At 40.9% G+C, this 20,244-nt stretch carries 23 protein-coding genes and 2 pseudogenes; 22 read left to right on the top strand and 3 right to left on the bottom strand.

Translation table 11 applies throughout. The features are described from left to right. Positions 1 to 8: 8 nt before the first annotated feature. Complete coding sequence (gene aguB, locus AT689_RS09210) at positions 9 to 884, top strand: N-carbamoylputrescine amidase (RefSeq protein WP_001246755.1); 876 nt, start codon at positions 9 to 11, stop codon at positions 882 to 884. Between the two features lie 180 nt (positions 885 to 1,064). Here aguB and AT689_RS09205 read toward each other — a convergent pair whose 3' ends face one another. Beyond that, complete coding sequence (locus AT689_RS09205) at positions 1,065 to 1,874, bottom strand: Cof-type HAD-IIB family hydrolase (protein WP_000593565.1); 810 nt, start codon at positions 1,872 to 1,874, stop codon at positions 1,065 to 1,067. Positions 1,875 to 2,145: 271 nt separating this feature from the next. Between AT689_RS09205 and AT689_RS09200 the strand changes: the two genes are divergently transcribed. Both AT689_RS09200 and AT689_RS09195 read left to right on the top strand, forming a co-directional pair. Next, the gene (locus AT689_RS09200; RefSeq protein ID WP_000602451.1) at positions 2,146 to 2,367 is read left to right on the top strand and encodes an SP_0924 family bacteriocin-like peptide; all 222 of its coding nucleotides are present in this window, start codon (positions 2,146 to 2,148) and stop codon (positions 2,365 to 2,367) included. A gap of 53 nt (positions 2,368 to 2,420) precedes the next feature. Continuing rightward, a complete protein-coding gene (locus tag AT689_RS09195; RefSeq protein WP_000745372.1) occupies positions 2,421 to 3,092 on the top strand; it encodes a CPBP family intramembrane glutamic endopeptidase in 672 nt (223 codons plus the stop codon). A 51-nt stretch (positions 3,093 to 3,143) separates the two neighbouring features. On the opposite strand, the gene AT689_RS09190 is transcribed toward AT689_RS09195, so the two are convergent. Beyond that, positions 3,144 to 3,341 carry an AraC family transcriptional regulator gene (locus AT689_RS09190; RefSeq protein ID WP_001809535.1) on the bottom strand — a complete coding sequence of 66 codons (198 nt, stop codon included), beginning with the start codon at positions 3,339 to 3,341 and terminating at the stop codon, positions 3,144 to 3,146. On the opposite strand from AT689_RS09190, the gene AT689_RS09185 reads away from it, so the two are divergent. The 14 genes and pseudogenes from AT689_RS09185 (at position 3,334) to AT689_RS09125 (ending at position 15,221) form a co-directional block, all read left to right on the top strand. Further along, positions 3,334 to 4,242: a LysR family transcriptional regulator gene (locus tag AT689_RS09185; protein ID WP_001025700.1), complete on the top strand. Its 909-nt coding sequence runs from the start codon at positions 3,334 to 3,336 to the stop codon at positions 4,240 to 4,242. The genes AT689_RS09190 and AT689_RS09185 overlap by 8 nt on opposite strands. Continuing rightward, positions 4,239 to 4,700 (top strand): signal peptidase II, encoded by a 462-nt coding sequence (lspA, locus tag AT689_RS09180; RefSeq protein WP_000745387.1) that lies wholly within the window; start codon positions 4,239 to 4,241, stop codon positions 4,698 to 4,700. Before AT689_RS09185 ends, lspA begins: the two co-directional genes overlap by 4 nt. Further along, positions 4,690 to 5,577, top strand: a complete 888-nt coding sequence (locus AT689_RS09175; RefSeq protein WP_000403213.1) for an RluA family pseudouridine synthase — start codon at positions 4,690 to 4,692, stop codon at positions 5,575 to 5,577. The genes lspA and AT689_RS09175 overlap by 11 nt, the downstream gene beginning before the upstream one ends. A 2-nt stretch (positions 5,578 to 5,579) precedes the next feature. Beyond that, entirely contained in the window at positions 5,580 to 7,463 is a 1,884-nt protein-coding gene (cbpE, locus tag AT689_RS09170; RefSeq protein WP_000728264.1) for a phosphorylcholine esterase CbpE, read from the top strand. Between the two features lie 100 nt (positions 7,464 to 7,563). Next, positions 7,564 to 8,673 carry a glutamate 5-kinase gene (proB, locus tag AT689_RS09165; RefSeq protein WP_000875741.1) on the top strand — a complete coding sequence of 370 codons (1,110 nt, stop codon included), beginning with the start codon at positions 7,564 to 7,566 and terminating at the stop codon, positions 8,671 to 8,673. A gap of 9 nt (positions 8,674 to 8,682) precedes the next feature. Beyond that, complete coding sequence (locus tag AT689_RS09160) at positions 8,683 to 9,945, top strand: glutamate-5-semialdehyde dehydrogenase (protein ID WP_000254688.1); 1,263 nt, start codon at positions 8,683 to 8,685, stop codon at positions 9,943 to 9,945. Between the two features lie 3 nt (positions 9,946 to 9,948). After that, on the top strand, positions 9,949 to 10,746 hold the full coding sequence (gene proC, locus AT689_RS09155) for a pyrroline-5-carboxylate reductase (protein ID WP_000689700.1): 798 nt from the start codon (positions 9,949 to 9,951) through the stop codon (positions 10,744 to 10,746). Positions 10,747 to 10,965: 219 nt separating this feature from the next. Continuing rightward, positions 10,966 to 11,604 (top strand): dTMP kinase, encoded by a 639-nt coding sequence (gene tmk / locus AT689_RS09150; RefSeq protein WP_000033388.1) that lies wholly within the window; start codon positions 10,966 to 10,968, stop codon positions 11,602 to 11,604. After that, on the top strand, positions 11,601 to 12,491 hold the full coding sequence (locus AT689_RS09145) for a DNA polymerase III subunit delta' (protein WP_000806708.1): 891 nt from the start codon (positions 11,601 to 11,603) through the stop codon (positions 12,489 to 12,491). Before tmk ends, AT689_RS09145 begins: the two co-directional genes overlap by 4 nt. A 39-nt stretch (positions 12,492 to 12,530) precedes the next feature. After that, complete coding sequence (yabA, locus tag AT689_RS09140) at positions 12,531 to 12,848, top strand: DNA replication initiation control protein YabA (protein ID WP_000358228.1); 318 nt, start codon at positions 12,531 to 12,533, stop codon at positions 12,846 to 12,848. Between the two features lie 2 nt (positions 12,849 to 12,850). Continuing rightward, positions 12,851 to 13,720 carry a 16S rRNA (cytidine(1402)-2'-O)-methyltransferase gene (gene rsmI, locus AT689_RS09135; RefSeq protein ID WP_001166878.1) on the top strand — a complete coding sequence of 290 codons (870 nt, stop codon included), beginning with the start codon at positions 12,851 to 12,853 and terminating at the stop codon, positions 13,718 to 13,720. 61 nt (positions 13,721 to 13,781) lie between these two features. Then, positions 13,782 to 13,910 (top strand): annotated as a pseudogene (locus AT689_RS13105) (CD1845 family protein); the annotation flags it as partial. 36 nt (positions 13,911 to 13,946) lie between these two features. Then, positions 13,947 to 14,465, top strand: coding sequence for a ClbS/DfsB family four-helix bundle protein (locus AT689_RS09130; RefSeq protein ID WP_001261452.1), 519 nt, complete (start codon positions 13,947 to 13,949; stop codon positions 14,463 to 14,465). A 108-nt stretch (positions 14,466 to 14,573) separates the two neighbouring features. Next, a complete protein-coding gene (locus AT689_RS09125) occupies positions 14,574 to 15,221 on the top strand; it encodes a replication initiator protein A (protein WP_000345254.1) in 648 nt (215 codons plus the stop codon). On the opposite strand, the pseudogene AT689_RS12010 reads toward AT689_RS09125, so the two are convergent. Further along, a pseudogene (locus tag AT689_RS12010) lies at positions 15,210 to 16,015 on the bottom strand (IS5 family transposase). The gene AT689_RS09125 and the pseudogene AT689_RS12010 overlap by 12 nt on opposite strands. Between AT689_RS12010 and AT689_RS09110 the strand changes: the two are divergent. The 5 genes from AT689_RS09110 (at position 15,992) to cvfB (ending at position 20,243) form a co-directional block, all read left to right on the top strand. Further along, positions 15,992 to 16,264 (top strand): nucleotide-binding domain-containing protein, encoded by a 273-nt coding sequence (locus tag AT689_RS09110; RefSeq protein WP_001844690.1) that lies wholly within the window; start codon positions 15,992 to 15,994, stop codon positions 16,262 to 16,264. The pseudogene AT689_RS12010 and the gene AT689_RS09110 overlap by 24 nt on opposite strands. Before the next feature lie 343 nt (positions 16,265 to 16,607). Beyond that, positions 16,608 to 17,942 carry a methylenetetrahydrofolate--tRNA-(uracil(54)-C(5))-methyltransferase (FADH(2)-oxidizing) TrmFO gene (gene trmFO, locus AT689_RS09105; protein WP_000083731.1) on the top strand — a complete coding sequence of 445 codons (1,335 nt, stop codon included), beginning with the start codon at positions 16,608 to 16,610 and terminating at the stop codon, positions 17,940 to 17,942. Between the two features lie 83 nt (positions 17,943 to 18,025). Then, positions 18,026 to 18,763: a UMP kinase gene (pyrH, locus tag AT689_RS09100; RefSeq protein WP_000002997.1), complete on the top strand. Its 738-nt coding sequence runs from the start codon at positions 18,026 to 18,028 to the stop codon at positions 18,761 to 18,763. Between the two features lie 8 nt (positions 18,764 to 18,771). Next, positions 18,772 to 19,329 (top strand): ribosome recycling factor, encoded by a 558-nt coding sequence (frr, locus tag AT689_RS09095; RefSeq protein WP_001262221.1) that lies wholly within the window; start codon positions 18,772 to 18,774, stop codon positions 19,327 to 19,329. 59 nt (positions 19,330 to 19,388) lie between these two features. Continuing rightward, entirely contained in the window at positions 19,389 to 20,243 is an 855-nt protein-coding gene (gene cvfB, locus AT689_RS09090; protein ID WP_001095433.1) for an RNA-binding virulence regulatory protein CvfB, read from the top strand. The last annotated feature ends 1 nt before the right edge of the window (position 20,244 follow it).

Genomic DNA, 20,244 nt, shown 5'->3' with positions numbered 1-20,244 from the left:
AGAAAAAGATGAGAAATGTAAGAGTTGCAACCATTCAGATGCAATGCGCTAAGGATGTGGCAACAAATATCCAAACCGCAGAGCGTTTAGTACGTCAGGCTGCTGAGCAAGGAGCCCAAATTATTCTCTTGCCCGAGTTGTTTGAACATCCCTATTTCTGTCAGGAACGTCAGTATGACTACTACCAGTATGCCCAATCTGTAGCGGAAAATACTGCCATTCAGCATTTTAAGGTGATTGCTAAGGAACTACAAGTTGTTTTACCAATCAGTTTCTATGAAAAAGATGGTAATGTCTTGTATAACTCTATTGCCGTCATTGATGCAGATGGGGAAGTGCTGGGCGTTTATCGAAAGACCCACATACCAGATGACCATTATTATCAAGAAAAATTCTATTTCACGCCTGGTAACACTGGTTTCAAGGTCTGGAATACTCGCTATGCTAAGATTGGTATCGGTATCTGTTGGGATCAATGGTTCCCCGAAACAGCCCGCTGTCTTGCTCTGAATGGGGCAGAATTGCTCTTTTATCCAACAGCCATCGGTTCAGAGCCGATTTTGGATACAGATAGTTGTGGTCACTGGCAACGTACTATGCAAGGGCACGCAGCAGCGAATATTGTTCCAGTCATCGCAGCCAATCGTTATGGTTTAGAGGAGGTTACTCCTAGTGAGGAAAATGGCGGACAGAGTTCCAGTCTTGACTTCTACGGTTCCTCCTTTATGACGGATGAAACAGGAGCTATTCTAGAACGAGCTGAAAGACAAGAAGAAGCTGTTCTGTTAGCTACTTATGACCTAGACAAGGGAGCAAGTGAACGCCTAAACTGGGGCTTGTTTCGAGATAGAAGACCAGAAATGTATAGACAAATTACAGATTAGTGTGGGAGAAATGAGAGATTCATTCTGCTAGACTAACTTCTTATTAGCAACTATAAGATACTATGGCATCTAGTAAATCGATTTTTATGATTCGCTATTCTTGTCTATTGATTAGTCCGTATTTTAAAATATTAGCAAAAAAGCAAATAGCAGTAACTTCTGTCTATTTGCTTTTCTTTTTTATAGAATATATTTCTCAATAGCACGCGCAACGCCGTCTTCTTCGTTGCTTGAGGTAACGGCATCCGCAAGAGATTTGACATAATCGCTGGCATTTCCCATTGCAATCCCAAGCCCTGCAAACTGGAGCATTTCGATATCGTTATTAGCATCGCCCATGGCCATAATCTCTGAGGAATCAATCTTCAAAATCTCAGCTAGTCGTGAAAGAGCAGTAGCCTTTGTCGTTCCAAGCGGCATTGCTTCATAAATGACAGGCTGCGAACGAACTCCACTGAATCGTTGGCAAAGCTCTTCAGCAAAACGCTGCTCAAAATCGTCTGTTTGTTCTTTTGTTCCTAAAAACATACCTTGGAACATCCGTAACTTTCCACTAGTCGCTTCTTCAAGAGAAATTTCAGTCAGGTCTGAAAATACTAGTTTAGCATCATTTTCAATAACTTGATTGGGTTTGCCACCGAGAACAAAATAATGTGACTCGTCAAAAAGTGTCAACTGAACATCACTCTTTTCAGCAAGGTCATAGAGGTATTCGATGTCAGCTGGACTAAGTTCTTGCCAGTCAACCAAGCCCCAGTCGCTAGTCTGGTGAGTTGAACAACCGTTGTTAACAATCACATACTCATTCTGGAGGTCGAGTCCCAGTTTTTTGTAGTAGGGGAGGACACCGAAAAGGGGGCGACCCGTACAGAGAACCAGTTTGACACCTTTTTCAATGGCTTGGTGAATAGCAGCGATGTGAGCCTGTGGGATTTCCTTGGCTTCATTGAGGAGGGTTCCATCCATATCCAAGGCTAGTAGTTTAATCATAGGTCTTCCTTCTTTATCTTTTGCTATTATTATAGCATATTTTGGAGAAGAAATTGATAGAAAGCTTGAGACTAATTGATTTTATAGTTTAAGATGTTTTGATGACAATTCATGATTTGAAGAGGATATTTGGCAAAGATATGCTATACTATGTTTGTCAATGTTGCAACTAGACAAATTAAAAAACCAACTTAATATAATAGTTTTTTTGTAAGTAGGTATGAGTATCAGATTACTCAACTAATCTGAAGAATAATGGAGGAAATATATCATGATTTTAATGACAAAAAATATAAATCTAACAAATGAAGAATTAGAGCTGATACAAGGTGGAGCAGATCCATATGGTAAAAATCCTAATGGTAGGTACGATTGGGAAATAGAACCAGTATTAACTCTGCCGGTTCATGGATTTTGTCCCAGAGGCACCTATGATTTAGGATATATTGGAGGAGGCAATCATCTTTGCAAAGGAAGTGCTGCGAGATTTTAAGTAAAATTTATTAGTAATATGAAGAAACAAGTGGAGAAAGCAGAGAATTTAATATGAAAAAACGGGCTATTCAAATTTTACTAGCATTGTCCTTAATTTTTTACAAATCAACTTGGTTTTGGAGAGTTTTCAATCACCTCGCAAAGCCCTATCTACCAGCAAGTCGTGAATTTTTTCAGATTCTGCTTTTGATGGAGAGCGGAGTTCTTTTCTTAGCGGTCATCTATCTACTGGTTTTTGCAGGAAAGAAAATTTTTCATTTCAAGTGGCAGCTGAGGTACTTCATCTACCTTTTACTGGGCTACATCATTTCATATATGTCTGACTTCCTCTTTTCGTATTTCATATCCCTGTCTTCAAATCAGATTTCTTTGAATGAAACGGTAGAAATGATGGGGAGACAGGAGTTCCCTTATTTCTTGCTCATCGTTTGCTTCATCGCCCCTATTGCTGAGGAATTGATTTATCGAGGTGTGCTTATGACAACCTTTTTCAAAAACTCACCTTGGTACGGAGATGTTTTGCTTTCTGCTATTATTTTCGGTTATATTCATATCAATTTTGCTTTAACTCCTCTTGCTTTTTTCATTTATGCTAGTGGAGGTCTTATTTTAGCTCTATTGTATCGCATGACTAAAAATCTCTACTATCCAATACTAGTTCATATTCTCATCAATATCACTGCCTTCTGGGATGTGTGGTTACTCCTATTTTCAGGAAGTTAGCTTACTAAAAAAATGTCGGAATTTTCCGGCATTTTCTTTTTTCACAAATAGTCAACGTTTTTCTTTCCGATACTGAAGTGGTGTGTAGCCACTTATTTTTTTGAATTGATTTTGAAAATAAGATTGGCGTGAGAAAGGCAGATAGTGAAGATAGTTAAGAAGAATAGGATGTTCTTTTTTCCTTTTTGGAAAACTTCTAAAATATGGTATAATGAAAAGATAAAGAAGTTGGGGGTAGAAGATGAACATTCAACAATTACGCTATGTTGTGGCTATTGCCAATAGTGGTACTTTTCGTGAAGCTGCTGAAAAGATGTATGTTAGTCAGCCGAGTCTGTCTATTTCTGTTCGTGATTTGGAAAAAGAGTTGGGCTTTAAGATTTTCCGTCGGACCAGCTCAGGGACTTTCTTGACCCGTCGTGGGATGGAATTTTATGAAAAAGCGCAAGAATTGGTTAAAGGATTTGATATTTTTCAAAATCAGTATGCCAATCCTGAAGAAGAAAAAGATGAATTTTCCGTTGCTAGCCAGCACTATGACTTCTTACCACCAACTATTACGGCCTTTTCAGAGCGCTATCCTGACTATAAGAACTTCCGTATTTTTGAATCAACTACTGTTCAAATATTAGATGAAGTGGCGCAAGGGCATAGTGAGATTGGGATTATCTACCTCAACAATCAAAATAAAAAGGGGATTATGCAACGGGTTGAAAAGTTAGGTCTGGAGGTCATCGAATTGATTCCTTTCCATACCCATATTTATCTCTGTGAGGGTCATCCTTTAGCCCAGAAAGAGGAATTAGTCATGGAGGATTTAGCGGATTTACCAACGGTTCGTTTCAGTCAAGAGAAAGACGAGTACCTTTATTATTCAGAGAACTTTGTCGATACCAGCGCTAGCTCACAGATGTTTAATGTGACAGACCGTGCCACCTTGAATGGTATTTTGGAGCGGACGGACGCCTATGCGACAGGTTCTGGATTTTTAGATAGTGACAGTGTTAATGGCATTACAGTTATTCGTCTCAAGGATAACCTAGATAACCGCATGGTCTATGTTAAACGTGAAGAAGTGGAGCTTAGTCAAGCTGGGACTCTCTTCGTAGAAGTCATGCAAGAATATTTTGATCAAAAGAGGAAATCATGAAAAAAAGAGCAATAGTGGCAGTCATTGTACTGCTTTTAATTGGGCTGGATCAGTTGGTCAAATCCTATATCGTCCAGCAGATTCCACTGGGTGAAGTGCGCTCCTGGATTCCCAATTTCGTTAGCTTGACCTACCTGCAAAATCGAGGTGCAGCCTTTTCTATCTTACAAGATCAGCAGCTGTTATTCGCTGTCATTACTCTGGTTGTCGTGATAGGTGCCATTTGGTATTTACATAAACACATGGAGGACTCATTCTGGATGGTCTTGGGTTTGACTTTGATAATCGCGGGTGGTCTTGGAAACTTTATTGACAGGGCCAGTCAGGGCTTTGTTGTGGATATGTTCCACCTTGACTTTATCAACTTTGCAATTTTCAATGTGGCAGATAGCTATCTGACGGTTGGAGTGATTATTTTATTGATTGCAATGCTAAAAGAGGAAATAAATGGAAATTAAAATTGAAACTGGTGGTCTGCGTTTGGATAAGGCTTTGTCAGATTTGACAGAATTATCACGCAGTCTTGCGAATGAACAAATTAAATCAGGCCAGGTCTTGGTCAATGGTCAAGTCAAGAAAGCTAAATACACAGTCCAAGAGGGTGATGTCGTCACTTACCATGTGCCAGAACCAGAGGTATTAGAGTATGTGGCTGAGGATCTTCCGCTAGAAATAGTCTACCAAGATGAGGATGTGGCTGTCGTTAACAAACCTCAGGGAATGGTTGTGCATCCGAGTGCTGGTCATACTAGTGGAACTCTAGTCAATGCCCTCATGTATCATATTAAGGACTTGTCTGGTATCAATGGGGTTCTGCGTCCGGGAATTGTTCACCGTATTGATAAGGATACGTCAGGTCTTCTCATGATTGCTAAAAACGATGATGCGCATCTAGCACTTGCCCAAGAACTCAAGGATAAAAAGTCTCTCCGCAAATATTGGGCGATTGTTCATGGAAATCTGCCTAATGATCGTGGTGTAATTGAAGCGCCGATTGGCCGGAGTGAAAAAGACCGTAAGAAACAGGCTGTAATTGCTAAAGGGAAGCCTGCAGTGACGCGTTTTCATGTCTTGGAACGCTTTGGCGATTATAGCTTAGTAGAGTTGCAACTGGAGACAGGGCGCACTCATCAAATCCGTGTCCACATGGCTTATATCGACCATCCAGTCGCTGGTGATGAGGTCTATGGTCCTCGCAAGACTTTGAAAGGACATGGACAATTTCTTCATGCCAAGACTTTAGGTTTTACTCATCCGAGAACAGGTAAGACCTTGGAATTTAAAGCAGATATCCCAGAGATTTTTAAGGAAACCCTGGAGAGATTGAGAAAGTAAGAATGAAAAAGAAATTAACTAGTTTAGCACTTGTAGGCGCTTTTTTAGGTTTGTCATGGTATGGGAATGTTCAGGCTCAAGAAAGTTCAGGAAATAAAATCCACTTTATCAATGTTCAAGAAGGTGGCAGTGATGCGATTATTCTTGAAAGCAATGGACATTTTGCCATGGTGGATACAGGAGAAGATTATGATTTCCCAGATGGAAGTGATTCTCGCTATCCATGGAGAGAAGGAATTGAAACGTCTTATAAGCATGTTCTAACAGACCGTGTCTTTCGTCGTTTGAAGGAATTGGGTGTCCAAAAACTTGATTTTATTTTGGTGACCCATACCCACAGTGACCATATTGGAAATGTTGATGAATTACTGTCTACCTATCCAGTTGACCGAGTCTATCTTAAAAAATATAGTGATAATCGTATTACTAATTCTGAACGTCTATGGGATAATCTGTACGGTTATGATAAGGTTTTACAGACTGCTTCAGAAAAAGGTGTTTCAGTTATTCAAAACATCACACAGGGAGATGCTCATTTTCAGTTTGGGGACATGGATATTCAACTCTATAACTATGAAAATGAAACCGATTCATCAGGTGAATTAAAGAAAATTTGGGATGATAATTCCAATTCCTTGATTAGTGTGGTAAAAGTCAATGGCAAGAAAATTTACCTTGGGGGCGACTTAGATAATGTTCATGGAGCAGAAGACAAGTATGGTCCTCTCATTGGAAAAGTTGATTTGATGAAGTTTAATCATCACCATGATACCAACAAATCAAATACCAAGGATTTCATTAAAAATTTGAGTCCGAGTTTGATTGTTCAAACTTCGGATAGTCTACCTTGGAAAAATGGTGTTGATAGTGAGTATGTTAATTGGCTCAAAGAACGAGGAATTGAGAGAATCAACGCAGCCAGCAAAGACTATGATGCAACAGTTTTTGATATTCGACAAGACGGTTTAGTAAACATTTCAACTTCCTACAAGCCTATTCCAAGTTTTCAAGCTGGTTGGCATAAGAGTTCATATGGAAACTGGTGGTATCAAGCGCCTGATTCTACAGGAGAATATGCTGTCGGTTGGAATGAAATTAAGGGTGAATGGTATTACTTTAACCAAACGGGTATCTTATTACAGAATCAATGGAAAAAATGGAACAATCGTTGGTTCTATTTGACAGACTCTGGTGTTGCTGCTAAAAATTGGAAGAAAATCGCTGGAATCTGGTATTATTTTAACAAAGAAAACCAGATGGAAATTGGTTGGATTCAAGATAAAGAGCAGTGGTATTATTTGGATGTTGATGGCTCTATGAAGACAGGTTGGCTTCAATATAAGGGGCAATGGTATTACTTTGCTCCATCAGGGGAAATGAAAACGGGCTGGGTAAAAGATAAAGAAGCCTGGTACTATATGGATTCTACTGGTATCATGAAGACAGGTGAGATAGAAGTTGCTGGACATCATTACTATCTAGAAGAATCAGGAGCTATGAAGCAAGGCTGGCTTAAAAAGGCAAATGATTGGTATTTCTACAAGACAGGTGGTTCACGAGCTATAGGTTGGATTAAAGACAAGGATAAATGGTACTTCTTGAAAGAAAATGGTCAATTACTTGTGAATGGTAAGACACCAGAAGGCTATACTGTGGATTCAAGTGGTGCCTGGTTAGTGGATGTTCCGATCGAGAAATCTGCTACAATTAAAACTACAAGTCATTCAGAAATAAAAGAATCCAAAGAAGTAGTGAAAAAGGATCTTGAAAATAAAGAAACGAGTCAACATGAAAGTGTTACAAATTCTTCAACTAGTCAAGATTTGACATCCTCAACTTCACAAAGCTCTGAAACGAGTGTAAACAAATCGGAATCAGAACAGTAGTAGAAAAGAAGGTTTTAGGGCCTTCTTTTTCCTATCAACTCTTTTCTATTTCCTGTTATTCATGTTATAATGGATAAATATGAATAATCGGAGTGAGACTATGAAATACAAACGGATTGTCTTTAAGGTGGGTACTTCTTCTCTGACAAATGAGGATGGAAGTTTATCACGTAGTAAGGTAAAGGATATTACCCAGCAGTTGGCTATGCTGCACGAGGCTGGTCATGAGTTGATTTTGGTGTCTTCAGGTGCCATTGCGGCTGGTTTTGGAGCCTTAGGATTTAAAAAGCGTCCGACTAAAATTGCTGATAAACAGGCTTCAGCAGCGGTAGGGCAGGGACTTTTGTTGGAAGAATATACGACCAATCTTCTCTTGCGTCAAATCGTTTCTGCACAAATCTTGCTGACCCAAGATGACTTTGTGGATAAGCGTCGTTATAAAAATGCCCATCAGGCTTTGTCGGTTTTGCTCAACCGTGGGGCAATTCCTATCATCAATGAGAATGATAGTGTCGTTATTGATGAGCTCAAGGTTGGGGACAATGACACTCTAAGTGCTCAAGTAGCGGCGATGGTCCAAGCAGACCTTTTAGTTTTCTTGACAGATGTGGACGGTCTCTATACTGGAAATCCTAATTCAGATCCAAGAGCCAAACGCTTGGAGAGAATCGAGACCATCAATCGTGAGATTATTGATATGGCTGGTGGAGCAGGTTCGTCAAACGGAACTGGGGGTATGTTAACCAAAATCAAGGCTGCAACTATCGCGACGGAATCAGGAGTTCCTGTTTATATTTGCTCATCCTTGAAATCAGATTCCATGATTGAGGCGGCAGAGGAGACCGAGGATGGTTCTTACTTTGTTGCTCAAGAGAAGGGGCTTCGTACCCAGAAACAATGGCTTGCCTTCTATGCTCAGAGTCAAGGTTCTATTTGGGTTGATAAAGGGGCTGCGGAAGCTCTCTCTCAACATGGAAAGAGTCTTCTCTTATCTGGTATCGTTGAAGCAGAAGGAGCCTTTTCTTACGGTGATATCGTGACAGTATTTGACAAGGAAAGTGGAAAATCACTTGGAAAAGGACGCGTGCAATTTGGAGCATCTGCTTTGGAGGATATGTTGCGTTCTCAAAAAGCCAAGGGTGTCTTGATTTACCGTGACGACTGGATTTCCATTACTCCTGAAATCCAACTACTTTTTACAGAATTTTAGAGGTAAACTATGGTGAGTAGACAAGAACAATTTGAACAGGTACAGGCTGTTAAAAAATCGATTAACACAGCTAGTGAAGAAGTGAAAAACCAAGCCTTGCTAGCCATGGCTGATCACTTAGTGGCTGCTACTGAGGAAATTTTAGCGGCTAATGCCCTCGATATGGCAGCGGCTAAGGGGAAAATCTCAGATGTGATGTTGGATCGTCTTTATTTGGATGCAGATCGTATAGAAGCGATGGCAAGAGGAATTCGTGAAGTGGTTGCCTTACCAGATCCAATCGGTGAAGTTTTAGAAACAAGTCAGCTTGAAAATGGTTTGGTTATCACAAAAAAACGTGTAGCTATGGGTGTCATCGGTATTATCTATGAAAGCCGTCCAAATGTGACGTCTGATGCGGCTGCTTTGACTCTTAAGAGTGGAAATGCGGTTGTTCTTCGTAGTGGTAAGGATGCCTATCAAACAACCCATGCCATTGTCACAGCCTTGAAGAAGGGCTTGGAGACGACTACTATTCATCCAAATGTGATTCAACTGGTGGAGGATACTAGCCGTGAAAGTAGTTATGCTATGATGAAGGCCAAGGGCTATCTAGACCTTCTCATTCCTCGTGGAGGAGCTGGCTTGATCAATGCAGTGGTTGAGAATGCGATTGTACCTGTTATCGAGACAGGGACTGGGATTGTCCATGTCTATGTGGATAAGGATGCAGACGAAGACAAGGCGCTGTCTATCATCAACAATGCTAAAACCAGTCGTCCTTCTGTTTGTAATGCCATGGAGGTTCTGCTGGTTCATGAAAACAAGGCAGCAAGCATCCTTCCTCGCTTGGATCAAATGCTGGTTGCAGAGCGTAAGGAAGCTGGACTGGAACCAATTCAATTCCGCTTGGATAGCAAAGCAAGCCAGTTTGTTTCAGGTCAAGCAGCTGAGACCCAAGACTTTGACACCGAGTTTTTAGACTATGTCCTTGCTGTTAAGGTTGTGAGCAGTTTAGAAGAAGCGGTTTCGCACATTGAATCCCACAGCACTCATCATTCGGATGCTATTGTGACGGAAAATGCTGAAGCTGCAGCATACTTTACAGATCAAGTGGACTCTGCAGCGGTGTATGTTAATGCCTCAACTCGTTTCACAGATGGAGGACAATTTGGTCTTGGTTGTGAAATGGGGATTTCTACTCAGAAATTGCACGCGCGTGGTCCCATGGGCTTGAAGGAATTGACTAGCTACAAGTATGTGGTCACTGGTGATGGACAGATAAGGGAGTAAGGGATGAAGATTGGATTTATCGGTTTGGGGAATATGGGTGCTAGTTTAGCCAAGTCTGTCTTGCAGGCTAGACCGTCAGATGAGATTCTCCTTGCCAATCGTAGTCAAGTCAAGGTGGATGCTTTCATCGCTAACTTCGGTGGTCAGACTTCTAACAATGAAGAAATATTCGAAGAAGCAGATGTGATTTTTCTAGGTGTTAAGCCTGCTCAGTTTTCTGAACTGCTTTCTCAATACCAGACCATCCTTGAAAAAAGAGAAAGTCTTCTTTTGATTTCGATGGCAGCTGGATTGACCTTAGAAAAACTAGCAAGTCTTATCCCAAGCCAACACCGAATTATTCGTATGATGCCTAATACCCCTGCTTCTATCGGGCAAGGAGTGATTAGTTATGCCTTGTCTCCTAATTGCAGGGCTGAGGACAGTGAGCTCTTTTGTCAGCTTTTAGCCAAGGCTGGTCTCTTGGTTGAATTAGGAGAAAGCTTAATCAATGCAGCGACAGGTCTTGCAGGTTGTGGACCAGCCTTTGTCTATCTCTTTATTGAGGCCTTGGCAGATGCAGGTGTTCAGACGGGATTACCACGAGAAACAGCCTTGAAAATGGCAGCCCAAACTGTGGTAGGAGCTGGGCAATTGGTCCTAGAAAGCCAGCAACATCCTGGAGTTTTGAAAGATCAAGTTTGTAGTCCAGGCGGTTCGACTATTGCTGGCGTAGCAAGCCTAGAAGCGCATGCTTTTCGAGGAACGGTCATGGATGCAGTTCATCAAGCCTATAAACGAACACAAGAACTAGGTAAATAAGAGGTAGTTTTATCTGCCTCTTTTATGGTGGTTGATACTCTTCGAAAATCAAATTCAAACTGCGTCAGCTTCACCTTGCCGTACTCAAGTACAGCCTGCGGCTAGCTTCCTAGTTTGCTCTTTGATTTTCATTGAGTATGAAATGAGAAGACAAAAAGATTGTCACAAACCCCTATTTTTTTGATAGAATAGAAGTAGTAAAAAAGAAATGAGTTAGACATGTCAAAAGGATTTTTAGTCTCTCTTGAGGGACCAGAGGGAGCAGGCAAGACCAGTGTTTTAGAGGCTCTGCTACCAATTTTAGAGGAAAAAGGAGTAAAGGTGCTGACGACCCGTGAACCTGGCGGAGTCTTGATTGGGGAGAAGATTCGGGAAGTGATTTTGGATCCAAGTCATACTCAGATGGATGCTAAAACAGAGCTACTTCTCTATATTGCCAGTCGCAGACAGCATTTGGTGGAAAAAGTTCTTCCAGCCCTTGAAGCTGGCAAGTTGGTCATCATGGATCGTTTTATCGATAGTTCTGTTGCCTATCAGGGATTTGGTCGTGGCTTAGATATTGAAGCCATTGACTGGCTCAATCAGTTTGCGACAGATGGCCTCAAACCCGATTTGACACTCTATTTTGACATCGAGGTGGAAGAAGGGCTGGCTCGTATTGCTGCTAATAGTGACCGCGAGGTTAATCGTTTGGATTTGGAAGGGTTGGACTTGCATAAAAAAGTTCGTCAAGGCTACCTTTCTCTTCTGGATAAAGAGGGAAATCGCATTGTCAAGATTGATGCTAGTCTCCCTTTGGAGCAAGTTGTGGAAACTACCAAGGCTGTCTTGTTTGACGGAATGGGCTTGGCCAAATGAAACAAGATCAACTAAAGGCTTGGCAACCAGCTCAGTTTGACCGTTTTGTCCGTATCTTAGAACAAGACCAGCTCAATCACGCCTATCTCTTTTCAGGTTTCTTTGGAAGCTTGGAAATAGCGCAATTTTTAGCTAAGAGCCTCTTTTGTACGGATAAAGTTGGCGTCTTACCATGTGAGAAATGCCGAAGTTGCAAGCTGATTGAACAGGGAGAATTTCCCGATGTCACCTTGATTAAGCCAGTCAATCAGGTCATCAAGACAGAACGCATTAGGGAATTGGTGGGACAGTTTTCTCAAGCAGGGATTGAAAGCCAGCAACAGGTCTTTATCATCGAGCAAGCGGATAAAATGCATCCCAACGCAGCCAATTCTCTGCTCAAGGTCATCGAAGAACCCCAGAGTGAAGTTTATATTTTCTTCTTGACTAGCGATGAGGAAAAGATGTTACCGACAATCCGAAGTCGGACCCAGATCTTCCACTTTAAAAAGCAAGAAGAAAAACTTATCTTACTCTTAGAACAAATGGGACTTGTTAAGAAAAAAGCGACTCTTTTAGCTAAGTTTAGTCAATCGCGAGCTGAAGCAGAAAAGTTGGCTAATCAGGCAAGTTTTTGGACCTTGGTCGATGAAAGTGAACGCCTGCTGACTTGGTTAGTAGCTAAGAAAAAAGAAAGTTATCTACAGGTTGCCAAATTAGCCAACTTGGCAGATGATAAGGAAAAACAGGATCAGGTTTTACGGATTCTTGAAGTTCTCTGTGGGCAGGACCTCTTGCAGGTAAGAGTAAGAGTGATTCTACAAGATTTACTAGAAGCTAGAAAAATGTGGCAAGCTAATGTCAGCTTTCAAAATGCCATGGAATATCTGGTCTTGAAAGAAATATAAACTCAAAAATGAATGATAAAGAAAGGAAAGAGCTGTTTTATGGACAAAAAAGAATTATTTGACGCGCTGGATGATTTTTCCCAACAATTATTGGTAACCTTGGCCGATGTGGAAGCCATCAAGAAAAATCTCAAGAGCCTGGTAGAGGAAAATACAGCTCTTCGCTTGGAAAATAGTAAGTTGCGAGAACGCTTGGGTGAGGTGGAAGCAGACGCTCCCGTCAAGGCCAAGCATGTTCGCGAAAGTGTCCGTCGTATTTACCGTGATGGATTTCACGTATGTAATGATTTTTATGGACAACGTCGAGAGCAGGACGAAGAATGTATGTTCTGTGATGAGTTGTTATACAGGGAGTAGGCATGCAAATTCAAAAAAGTTTTAAGGGGCAGTCTCCCTATGGCAAGCTGTATCTAGTGGCAACGCCGATTGGCAATCTAGATGATATGACTTTTCGCGCTATCCAGACCTTGAAAGAAGTGGACTGGATTGCTGCTGAGGATACGCGCAATACAGGTCTTTTGCTCAAGCATTTTGACATTTCCACCAAGCAGATCAGTTTTCATGAGCACAATGCCAAGGAAAAAATTCCTGATTTGATTGGTTTCTTGAAAGCAGGGCAAAGTATTGCTCAGGTCTCTGATGCCGGTTTGCCTAGCATTTCAGACCCTGGTCATGATTTGGTTAAGGCAGCTATTGAGGAAGAAATTGCAGTTGTGACTGTTCCAGGTGCCTCTGCAGGAATTTCTGCCTTGATTGCCAGTGGTTTAGCGCCGCAGCCACATATCTTTTACGGCTTTTTACCGAGAAAATCAGGTCAGCAAAAGCAATTTTTCGACTCGAAAAAAGACTATCCTGAAACTCAGATTTTTTATGAATCGTCCCATCGTGTGGCAGATACATTGGAAAATATGCTAGAAGTCTACGGTGACCGCTCGGTAGTCTTGGTCAGGGAATTGACTAAAATCTATGAAGAATACCAAAGAGGTACCATTTCTGAATTGCTGGAAAGCATCGCTGAAACGCCACTCAAGGGCGAATGCCTTCTTATTGTTGAAGGTGCCAGTCAGGATGTGGAGGAAAAAGACGAGGAGGACTTGTTCTTAGAAATCCAAGCCCGTATCCAGCAAGGCATGAAGAAAAATCAAGCTATTAAGGAAGTAGCTAAGATTTACCAGTGGAATAAGAGTCAACTCTACGCTGCCTACCACGATTGGGAAGAAAAACAATAAAGGGAGACAGAATGTAATAATTCTGTCTGTTTCTGTTTAACTTAATTAGTGATGGTAATATAAAGATGTATCACTTGGTATAGAAGCTTTGGTATTAAGTTTTTTATTAAGCCCATACGGAATACCGATGGTTGGAGCAGCAGTTATAGCGTTCTTAGAAGGTATAAATAGAAAAATAAGGTCATTTTAAATCAAAGGATTGATAAATCAGAAAGAAGGTGATTTTTTGCGAACATACGAAAATAAAGAAGAACTAAAAGCTGAGATAGAGAAAACATTTGAGAAATATATTTTAGAATTTGATAATATTCCAGAAAATTTAAAAGATAAGAGAGCTGATGAAGTTGACAGAACTCCAGCAGAAAACCTTGCTTATCAGGTTGGTTGGACCAACTTGGTTCTTAAATGGGAAGAAGATGAAAGAAAGGGGCTTCAAGTAAAAACACCATCGGATAAATTTAAATGGAATCAACTTGGTGAATTATATCAGTGGTTCACAGATACCTACGCTCATTTATCTCTGCAAGAGTTGAAAGCAAAATTAAATGAAAATATTAATTCTATCTCTGCAATGATTGATTCGTTGAGTGAGGAAGAATTATTTGAACCGCATATGAGAAAGTGGGCTGATGAAGCGACTAAAACAGCGACTTGGGAAGTGTATAAGTTTATTCATGTAAATACGGTTGCACCTTTTGGAACTTTCAGAACTAAAATCAGAAAATGGAAGAAGATAGTATTATAAATTATATTTTTAACTTTAAAAAATTTCATAAAAATGGTTACCAAAGGCGATAGAAGAAAAACTATCGTCTTTTTCTTTGCAAATTTTTAAGAAGGGAGGTGATCTTGCATGGACTTTGAATATTTTTATAACAGAGAAGCGGAAAGATTTAACTTCTTAAAAGTACCGGAGATATTAGTTGATAGAGAAGAATTTCGGGGCTTATCAGCAGAAGCAATTATCCTTTATTCCATACTTCTTAAACAGACAGGAATGTCATTTAAGAATAACTGGATAGACAAGGAAGGCAGAGTATTTATCTATTTTACTGTCGAAGAAATTATGAAAAGAAGAAATATCTCAAAGCCAACTGCCATAAAAACATTAGATGAGCTTGATGTAAAAAAAGGAATAGGACTGATCGAAAGAGTAAGGCTTGGACTTGGTAAGCCGAACATCATTTATGTTAAAGACTTTATGAGTATATTTCAGGTAAAAGAAAATGACTTACAGAAGTCAAAAAACTTAACTTCAGAAGTAAAAGATTTTAACCTCAGAAGTAAAGAAAATGAACTTCAAGAGGTTAAGAACCTTGACTCTAACTATATAGAGAATAATAAGAGTAAGTATAGTAAGAGAGAATATAGTTTTGGTGAAAACGGACTTGGAACATTTCAAAATGTGTTTTTAGCTGCTGAAGATATATCGGATTTACAAATCATAATGAACTCACAGCTTGAGAATTACATTAGACTTCCTGCAAAACTAGAATCCTAGTTCATGATTGATAATACCAGCAATCAAATTCATTCGTAATCCGAAGCGTTTACGATGATTTCGATAGGTTGTTGAAAACATTTTAAACGTTTTTACTTTGGCAAAGATGTTCTCAACCTTGCTTCTCTCCTTAGATAGCGCATGGTTACAGGCTTTATCTTCAGCTGTTAGCGGCTTGAGTTTGCTGGATTTACGTGGAGTTTGTGCTTGAGGATATATCTTCATGAGCCCTTGATAACCACTGTCGGCCAAGATTTTACCAGCTTGTCCGATATTTCTACAACTCATTTTGAACAACTTCATATCATGACTATAGTTCACAGCGATATCCAAAGAAACAATTCTCCCTTGACTTGTGACAATCGCTTGAGCCTTCATAGCGTGAAATTTCTTTTTACCAGAATGATTCGCTAATTGTTTTCTTAGGGCGATTGATTTGTACTTCCGTCGCATCAATCATTACCGTGTCCTCAGAACTGAGAGGAGTTCTTGAAATCGTAACACCACCTTTGAACAAGAGTTACTTCAACCCATTGGCTCCGACGGAGTAAGTTGCTTTCGTGGATACCAAAATCAGCCGCAATTTATTCATAAGTGCGATATTCTCGCACATATTGAAGAGTGGCCATAAGAAGGTCTTCTAGGCTTAATTTAGGTTTTCGTCCACCTTTTGCGTGTTTAAGTTGATAAGCTGTTTTTAATACAGCTAATATCTCTTCAAAAGTCGTGCGCTGAACACCAACAAGACGCTTAAATCGTGCATCAGTTAGTTGTTTACTTGCTTCATAATTCATAGAACTACTATACCATATTTTGTTTCGCAGGAAGTCTATTGGAAAGTAAGAAATATTGGAGCTGAGGCGATTAGAAGAAATTGTGAGCGTGGTGCTATTTTTTCAGGTAAAATAAAACATCACGAAGATTCTCAGTTTAAAGGAGAGCACTATGTTGAATGTTATGCTGTTTTAGATAATACGGTTATAGCAAGAGATAGAATAACAGTCCCTATCGATCCGTTATGTGGAAAAGATTTTATAGAGTAGCATATAATTGATTCTTAACTGGAATACTCTCTATCTCTTTACATCAAGAAAATGACTAAACAGGGAAGTTTGCCTTCTTCCCTTTTTTTGTTATACTAGTAGAAGAAAAAAATAGAAAGATTTGTGGGAGTGAAAAAGTCCGGGGGACTTTTTCAGCTTGAGCCAAGAAATTCGAGAGCGAGGAAAGTCCGGGGGACTTTTTCAGCCTGAGCCAAGAAATTCGAGAGCGAAGTAAGTCCAATGGACTTTTTCAGCCTGAGCCAAGAAACTCGAAAGCTTGTAAGTCTGATTGGCTTTTTCAATGTGAATCTTAACTTCACACTCCCAAAGAGGTATTAGTGTCGTGTCTCAATCTTATATCAATGTTATCGGTGCTGGTTTGGCAGGTTCTGAAGCAGCTTACCAAATCGCAGAGCGTGGTATTCCAGTTAAACTATATGAAATGCGTGGTGTCAAGTCTACACCCCAGCATAAAACAGACAATTTTGCTGAGTTGGTTTGTTCCAATTCTTTGCGTGGGGATGCTTTGACAAATGCAGTTGGTCTTCTCAAGGAAGAAATGCGTCGCTTGGGTTCTGTTATCTTGGAATCTGCTGAGGCTACACGTGTTCCTGCCGGTGGAGCCCTTGCGGTGGATCGTGATGGTTTCTCTCAAATGGTGACCGAAAAAGTGGTCAACCACCCCTTGATTGAAGTGGTGCGTGATGAAATTACAGAATTGCCAACAGATGTTATTACAGTTGTGGCGACTGGTCCCTTGACTAGCGATGCCCTGGCTGAAAAGATTCATGCCCTTAATAATGGCGATGGCTTCTATTTCTACGATGCAGCAGCGCCTATTATCGATGTCAACACTATCGATATGAGTAAGGTCTATCTCAAATCTCGTTATGATAAGGGAGAAGCAGCCTATCTCAATGCTCCAATGACCAAGCAAGAGTTTATGGATTTCCATGAAGCCTTGGTCAATGCGGAAGAAGCACCGCTCAATTCTTTTGAAAAAGAAAAGTACTTTGAAGGATGTATGCCAATCGAAGTTATGGCCAAACGTGGCATTAAAACTATGCTTTATGGCCCTATGAAGCCAGTCGGTCTTGAGTATCCGGACGACTACACAGGACCTCGTGATGGAGAATTTAAAACACCTTATGCGGTTGTGCAACTTCGTCAGGATAATGCAGCTGGTAGCCTATACAATATTGTTGGTTTCCAGACCCACCTCAAATGGGGAGAACAAAAGCGTGTCTTCCAAATGATTCCGGGTCTTGAAAATGCGGAGTTTGTCCGTTATGGTGTCATGCATCGCAATTCTTACATGGATTCACCAAATCTTCTTGAGCAGACTTACCGTTCCAAGAAACAACCAAATCTCTTCTTTGCTGGTCAGATGACGGGGGTGGAAGGCTATGTTGAGTCGGCGGCTTCGGGCTTAGTTGCGGGAATTAACGCAGCTCGTCTCTTCAAGGAAGAAAGCGAGGTTATTTTCCCCGAGACGACAGCGATTGGAAGCTTAGCTCATTACATTACCCATGCCGACAGCAAACATTTCCAACCAATGAATGTCAATTTTGGGATCATCAAGGAGTTGGAAGGCGAGCGTATCCGTGATAAGAAGGCTCGTTATGAAAAAATTGCAGAGCGTGCCCTTGCCGACTTAGAGGAATTTTTGACTGTCTAATTTTTTTGAAAGAATTGTTCATGATACTATAAAAATCTTAGAAATTGTGATAAAATAGGTAGGATGAAAGAAGGAGAGTGAAAATGGCGAATCCCAAGTATAAACGTATTTTAATCAAGTTATCAGGTGAAGCCCTTGCCGGTGAACGTGGCGTAGGGATTGATATCCAAACAGTTCAAACAATCGCAAAAGAGATTCAAGAAGTTCATAGCTTAGGTATCGAAATTGCCCTTGTTATTGGTGGAGGAAATCTCTGGCGTGGAGAACCTGCAGCAGAAGCAGGTATGGACCGTGTTCAGGCAGATTACACTGGAATGCTTGGGACTGTTATGAATGCTCTTGTGATGGCAGATTCATTGCAACAAGTTGGGGTTGATACGCGTGTACAAACAGCTATTGCTATGCAACAAGTGGCAGAGCCTTATGTCCGTGGACGTGCCCTTCGTCACCTTGAAAAAGGCCGTATCGTTATCTTTGGTGCTGGAATTGGTTCACCATACTTCTCGACAGATACAACAGCGGCCCTTCGTGCAGCTGAAATCGAAGCGGATGCCATCCTCATGGCTAAAAATGGTGTCGATGGTGTTTACAATGCCGATCCTAAGAAAGATAAGACAGCTGTTAAGTTTGAAGAATTGACCCACCGTGACGTTATCAATAAAGGTCTTCGTATCATGGACTCAACAGCTTCAACCCTCTCAATGGACAACGACATTGACTTGGTTGTCTTCAACATGAACCAATCAGGCAACATCAAACGTGTCGTATTTGGTGAAAATATCGGAACAACAGTTTCAAATAATATCGAAGAAAAGGAATAAGAAAGAATATGGCTAACGCAATTATTGAAAAAGCTAAAGAGAGAATGACCCAGTCTCACCAATCACTTGCTCGTGAATTTGGTGGTATCCGTGCTGGTCGTGCCAATGCAAGCTTGCTTGACCGTATACATGTAGAATACTATGGAGTTGAAACTCCTCTTAACCAAATCGCTTCAATTACGATTCCAGAAGCGCGTGTTTTGTTGGTAACACCATTTGACAAGTCTTCATTGAAAGACATCGAACGTGCCTTGAACGCTTCTGATCTTGGTATCACACCAGCTAATGACGGTTCTGTGATTCGCTTGGTTGTCCCAGCTCTTACAGAAGAGACTCGTCGTGACCTTGCTAAAGAAGTGAAGAAGGTCGGCGAAAATGCTAAAGTGGCTGTCCGCAATATCCGTCGCGATGCTATGGACGAAGCTAAGAAACAAGAAAAAGCAAAAGAAATCACTGAAGACGAATTGAAGACTCTTGAAAAAGACATTCAAAAAGTAACAGACGATGCTGTTAAACACATCGACGATATGACTGCCAACAAAGAGAAAGAACTTTTGGAAGTCTAAAAATAAACAGAAAAACTCAGTTGGCATTGCTGGCTGAGTTTTATTCGAAAGAAGGAAATATGAATACAAATCTTGCAAGTTTTATCGTTGGACTGATCATCGATGAAAACGACCGTTTTTACTTTGTGCAAAAGGATGGTCAAACCTATGCTCTTGCTAAGGAAGAAGGCCAACATACAGTAGGGGATACGGTCAAAGGTTTTGCATACACGGATATGAAGCAAAAACTCCGCCTGACAAGCTTAGAAGTGACTGCCACTCAGGACCAATTTGGTTGGGGACGTGTCACAGAGGTTCGTAAGGACTTGGGTGTCTTTGTGGATACAGGCCTTCCTGACAAGGAAATCGTTGTGTCACTCGATATTCTCCCTGAGCTCAAGGAACTCTGGCCTAAGAAGGGCGACCAACTCTACATCCGTCTTGAAGTGGATAAGAAAGACCGTATCTGGGGTCTCTTGGCTTATCAAGAAGACTTCCAACGTCTTGCTCGTCCTGCCTACAACAACATGCAGAACCAAAACTGGCCAGCCATTGTTTACCGTCTCAAGCTATCAGGAACTTTTGTTTACCTACCAGAAAATAATATGCTTGGTTTTATTCATCCTAGCGAGCGTTACGCAGAGCCACGTTTGGGGCAAGTATTAGATGCGCGCGTTATTGGTTTCCGTGAAGTGGACCGCACTTTGAACCTCTCCCTCAAACCACGCTCCTTTGAAATGTTGGAAAACGATGCTCAGATGATTTTGACTTATTTGGAAAGCAATGGCGGTTTCATGACCTTAAATGACAAGTCATCTCCAGACGACATCAAGGCAACCTTTGGCATTTCTAAAGGTCAGTTCAAGAAAGCTTTAGGTGGTCTTATGAAGGCTGGTAAAATCAAGCAGGACCAGTTTGGTACAGAGTTGATTTAGG

The organism is Streptococcus pneumoniae, assembly GCF_001457635.1.
Classification (GTDB): domain Bacteria; phylum Bacillota; class Bacilli; order Lactobacillales; family Streptococcaceae; genus Streptococcus; species Streptococcus pneumoniae.
Note: the sequence above shows the minus strand (reverse complement) of the source record. Positions and strands in the feature narration are given on the sequence as shown.

Bases quoted from the DNA above. Each gene is read 5' to 3' on its own strand.
- aguB (WP_001246755.1), top strand. From the start codon at position 9: ATGAGAAATGTAAGAGTTGCAACCATTCAGATGCAATGCGCTAAGGAT.
- AT689_RS09205 (WP_000593565.1), bottom strand. From the start codon at position 1,874: ATGATTAAACTACTAGCCTTGGATATGGATGGAACCCTCCTCAATGAA.
- AT689_RS09200 (WP_000602451.1), top strand. From the start codon at position 2,146: ATGATTTTAATGACAAAAAATATAAATCTAACAAATGAAGAATTAGAG.
- AT689_RS09195 (WP_000745372.1), top strand. From the start codon at position 2,421: ATGAAAAAACGGGCTATTCAAATTTTACTAGCATTGTCCTTAATTTTT.
- AT689_RS09185 (WP_001025700.1), top strand. From the start codon at position 3,334: ATGAACATTCAACAATTACGCTATGTTGTGGCTATTGCCAATAGTGGT.
- AT689_RS09190 (WP_001809535.1), bottom strand. From the start codon at position 3,341: ATGTTCATCTTCTACCCCCAACTTCTTTATCTTTTCATTATACCATAT.
- lspA (WP_000745387.1), top strand. From the start codon at position 4,239: ATGAAAAAAAGAGCAATAGTGGCAGTCATTGTACTGCTTTTAATTGGG.
- AT689_RS09175 (WP_000403213.1), top strand. From the start codon at position 4,690: ATGGAAATTAAAATTGAAACTGGTGGTCTGCGTTTGGATAAGGCTTTG.
- cbpE (WP_000728264.1), top strand. From the start codon at position 5,580: ATGAAAAAGAAATTAACTAGTTTAGCACTTGTAGGCGCTTTTTTAGGT.
- proB (WP_000875741.1), top strand. From the start codon at position 7,564: ATGAAATACAAACGGATTGTCTTTAAGGTGGGTACTTCTTCTCTGACA.
- AT689_RS09160 (WP_000254688.1), top strand. From the start codon at position 8,683: ATGGTGAGTAGACAAGAACAATTTGAACAGGTACAGGCTGTTAAAAAA.
- proC (WP_000689700.1), top strand. From the start codon at position 9,949: ATGAAGATTGGATTTATCGGTTTGGGGAATATGGGTGCTAGTTTAGCC.
- tmk (WP_000033388.1), top strand. From the start codon at position 10,966: ATGTCAAAAGGATTTTTAGTCTCTCTTGAGGGACCAGAGGGAGCAGGC.
- AT689_RS09145 (WP_000806708.1), top strand. From the start codon at position 11,601: ATGAAACAAGATCAACTAAAGGCTTGGCAACCAGCTCAGTTTGACCGT.
- yabA (WP_000358228.1), top strand. From the start codon at position 12,531: ATGGACAAAAAAGAATTATTTGACGCGCTGGATGATTTTTCCCAACAA.
- rsmI (WP_001166878.1), top strand. From the start codon at position 12,851: ATGCAAATTCAAAAAAGTTTTAAGGGGCAGTCTCCCTATGGCAAGCTG.
- AT689_RS09125 (WP_000345254.1), top strand. From the start codon at position 14,574: ATGGACTTTGAATATTTTTATAACAGAGAAGCGGAAAGATTTAACTTC.
- pyrH (WP_000002997.1), top strand. From the start codon at position 18,026: ATGGCGAATCCCAAGTATAAACGTATTTTAATCAAGTTATCAGGTGAA.
- frr (WP_001262221.1), top strand. From the start codon at position 18,772: ATGGCTAACGCAATTATTGAAAAAGCTAAAGAGAGAATGACCCAGTCT.
- cvfB (WP_001095433.1), top strand. From the start codon at position 19,389: ATGAATACAAATCTTGCAAGTTTTATCGTTGGACTGATCATCGATGAA.